Genomic DNA, 3,058 nt, shown 5'->3' with positions numbered 1-3,058 from the left:
ACCCGGCGGTCCGCGCCCCGGTGGCGCAGGTCGTCCGGGCGGAGGTCGCAGGCCCCCGCGTCGCACCGGCCGTCGTCGGCGTCGTCGCGATCAGGAAGATCTCCAGCCACAGGCGACCCAGTACACGTCGTCCGACGTTCCCGTCCCCGAGGGCGAGATCGTCATCGAGCGCGGCGTGTCGGCGCAGGAGTTCGGTCCCAAGCTGAACCGCACCGCAGCCGACGTCGTCCGGTTCCTGCTCACCAACGGTGAGATGGTGACCGCGACGATGACGCTCGCGGACGAGCAGATGGAGCTGTTCGCGCTCGAAGTCGGCGCGGAGATCCTGCTCGTCGAGCCGGGTCAGCAGGAAGAGGTCGAACTCCAGAAGTTGTTCGACGATTCCGACGACGACGAGAACCTGCAGCCGCGGGCACCCGTGATCACGGTCATGGGCCACGTCGACCACGGCAAGACCACGTTGCTCGACCGCATCCGCGGCGCCAACGTCGTCGACGGCGAGGCCGGCGGGATCACCCAGCACATCGGTGCGTACACCGTCACCAACGAGAACGGTTCGGTCACGTTCCTCGACACACCCGGCCACGCTGCGTTCACGCAGATGCGTGCCCGAGGAGCCGAGGCGACCGACATCGTGGTGTTGATGGTCGCGGCCGACGACGGTCTCATGCCTCAGACGATCGAGGCGATCAACCACGCGCAAGCGGCCGACGTGCCGATCGTCGTGGCGGTCAACAAGATCGACAAGGACAACGCCGATCCGCAACGAGTGTTGACGCAACTCGCCGAGTACGAGTTGGTTCCCGAGTCATGGGGTGGCGACACGATCGTCGTCGAGATGTCAGCGCTCAACGGCGACGGTGTCGCCGAGATGATCGAGCAACTGCAGGTCGTCGCCGAACTCGAAGAGCTCCAGGCCAACCCCGAGGGTCGTGCCAAGGGCATCGTGATCGAAGCGCAGCTCGACAAGGGACGCGGCCCCGTGGCCACCGTGCTCGTCGACAAGGGCACGCTCAACGTCGGTGACCCGATCGTCGCCGGTGGTACGTGGGGCAAGGTCCGAGCGATGATCAACGACAAGGGTGAGCAGATCAAGTCGGCAGGGCCCTCCACGCCGGTCCAGGTGCTCGGTCTGTCCGACGTGCCCGAAGCCGGCGACGAGTTCCGCGCGGCGCCCGATCCGAAGATCGCCCAGTCCGTCGGCGAGGCCCGCGCACTGCGACTCAAGGCGCGTCATCTCCGTGAGGACAGCCGGGTCAAGACCGGGACGAAGCTCGAAGACATCTTCGCCCAGATCCAGTCCGGCGAGAAGGCTCAGCTCAACCTGCTGATCAAGGCCGACGTCCAGGGTTCGCTCGAAGCGGTCACCTCATCGCTGCGCCAACTCGACCGCGACGAGGTCGAATTGTCGTTCGTGCATCGCGCCGTCGGCGGGATCACCGAGAACGACATCACCCTCGCCGAGGCGACCAATGCCACGATCATCGGCTTCAACGTCCGCCCGGACGGTAAGGCCCGCAAGGCCGCCGAACATGCCGAGGTCGAGATCCGAACCTACGAGATCATCTACAAACTGCTCGAGGACATCGAGCAGGCGATGATCGGCATGCTCGACCCCGAGTACGTCGAGCAGGTCACCGGCGAGGCCGAGGTCCGCGAGATCTTCCGGGTGCCCAAGCAGGGCGCGATCGCTGGTTGCATGGTGCAGTCGGGTGTCATCACCCGCGGTTCCAAGGTGCGCTTCCTGCGGGACGGAACGATCATCTGGAAGGGAGCGATCGCGTCGCTGCGTCGCTTCAAGGACGATGCACGAGAGGTCCGCGAGGGCTTCGAATGTGGCATCGGACTCGACGACTTCCAGGACCTCAAGCCGGGCGACATCATCGAGACCTACGAGGACATCGAGGTCGAACGCACGTCCCTGTGACGGTTCGGTGAACGTTCTTCAGAGATCGTTCGTCCTGAATTCGGTGGGTCGGTCGCGAGCCGCTATGGTGCCCGTGCGTGACAGTAGTCACGCACCAACGGACACCGATTCCAAGGGGGAACAAGCGGATGCGATCATCGCGACGAGGTACGAGAGCGGGCGTAGCGGCCCTGGTGGGCTTCACGCTCATCGCCGCTGCGTGCGGGGGCAATGACGATGGCGGTGCCGACGATGGCGGCGCCGCCACCGCTCCGGCAACGGACGCTTCGGACGAGGCAGACACGGGCGACACCGAGGCACCCGTGGACACCGAAGCCGCCGACACCGGCGACGAAACCGCTGACACCGAAGCCGCAGACACCGGCGACGAGGAAACCGCTGACACCGAAGCCGACGACTCGGGTGACGAGTCGGGCGATCTTCCGGTCTCGAACGAAGGCGACCCGCAGCAGGGCGGCACACTGCGCTACGGCCTCGAAGCCGACGTCGATGGCATCAACCCGACGTCCTCGGCGCTGTCCGCACCGGGCCTGATGATGGCGAATGCAGTGTTCGACAATCTGACTGCGCCGACACCGGAGGGCGACTTCGTCCCGTACCTCGCCGAGTCGGTCGAGCCGAACGACGACTTCTCCCAGTGGACCGTCACACTCCGTCCCGACATCCTGTTCCACGACGGGACACCGCTGAACGCCGACGCCGTCGTCAAGAACTTCGAGACCCAGCGGGCCGATCCGCTCGTCGGCCTCGCCGTCGCTCCGTACTACCCGGAGGAGGGGGCGACCGAGGTCATCGACGACCTCACCGTCCAGTTCAACCTGCTCGAAGGCAACCGCTACTTCCCGGGTGCGCTCTCGTCGCAGCTCGGCTACGTGGCCTCGCCCGCATGGATCGACGCCGCGCTCGCCGACCCGACGCTCAACCAGCAGCCGGTGGGTACCGGACCGTTCATGTTCGACTCCCGTTCCGAGGACTCGATCACGACGTTCGTGCGCAACGACGATTGGTGGGGTGGCGACGTCTACCTCGACTCGATCGAGTTCGTCCCGGTCACCGATCCGGCCAGCCGGAACGACCTCTTCTTCGGTGGTGACCTGAACGCCATCCAGGGTTCCGATCCGGAGTCGGTCG

Annotated in this window: 2 protein-coding genes; both read left to right on the top strand. The window is 65.9% G+C overall.

Annotated features, from left to right (window positions below; all coding sequences use genetic code 11):
• Positions 1-1,927 (top strand): translation initiation factor IF-2 (infB, locus tag WBV89_RS06070; protein WP_423980442.1); only part of this gene is annotated, 1,927 nt, incomplete at its 5' end.
• A gap of 173 nt (positions 1,928-2,100) precedes the next feature.
• The coding region (locus WBV89_RS06065; protein ID WP_423980441.1) for an ABC transporter substrate-binding protein at positions 2,101-3,058 on the top strand (958 nt) is incomplete at its 3' end.

Source organism: Ilumatobacter sp., from assembly GCF_049588435.1.
GTDB lineage: Bacteria > Actinomycetota > Acidimicrobiia > Acidimicrobiales > Ilumatobacteraceae > Ilumatobacter_A.
Note: the sequence above shows the minus strand (reverse complement) of the source record. Positions and strands in the feature narration are given on the sequence as shown.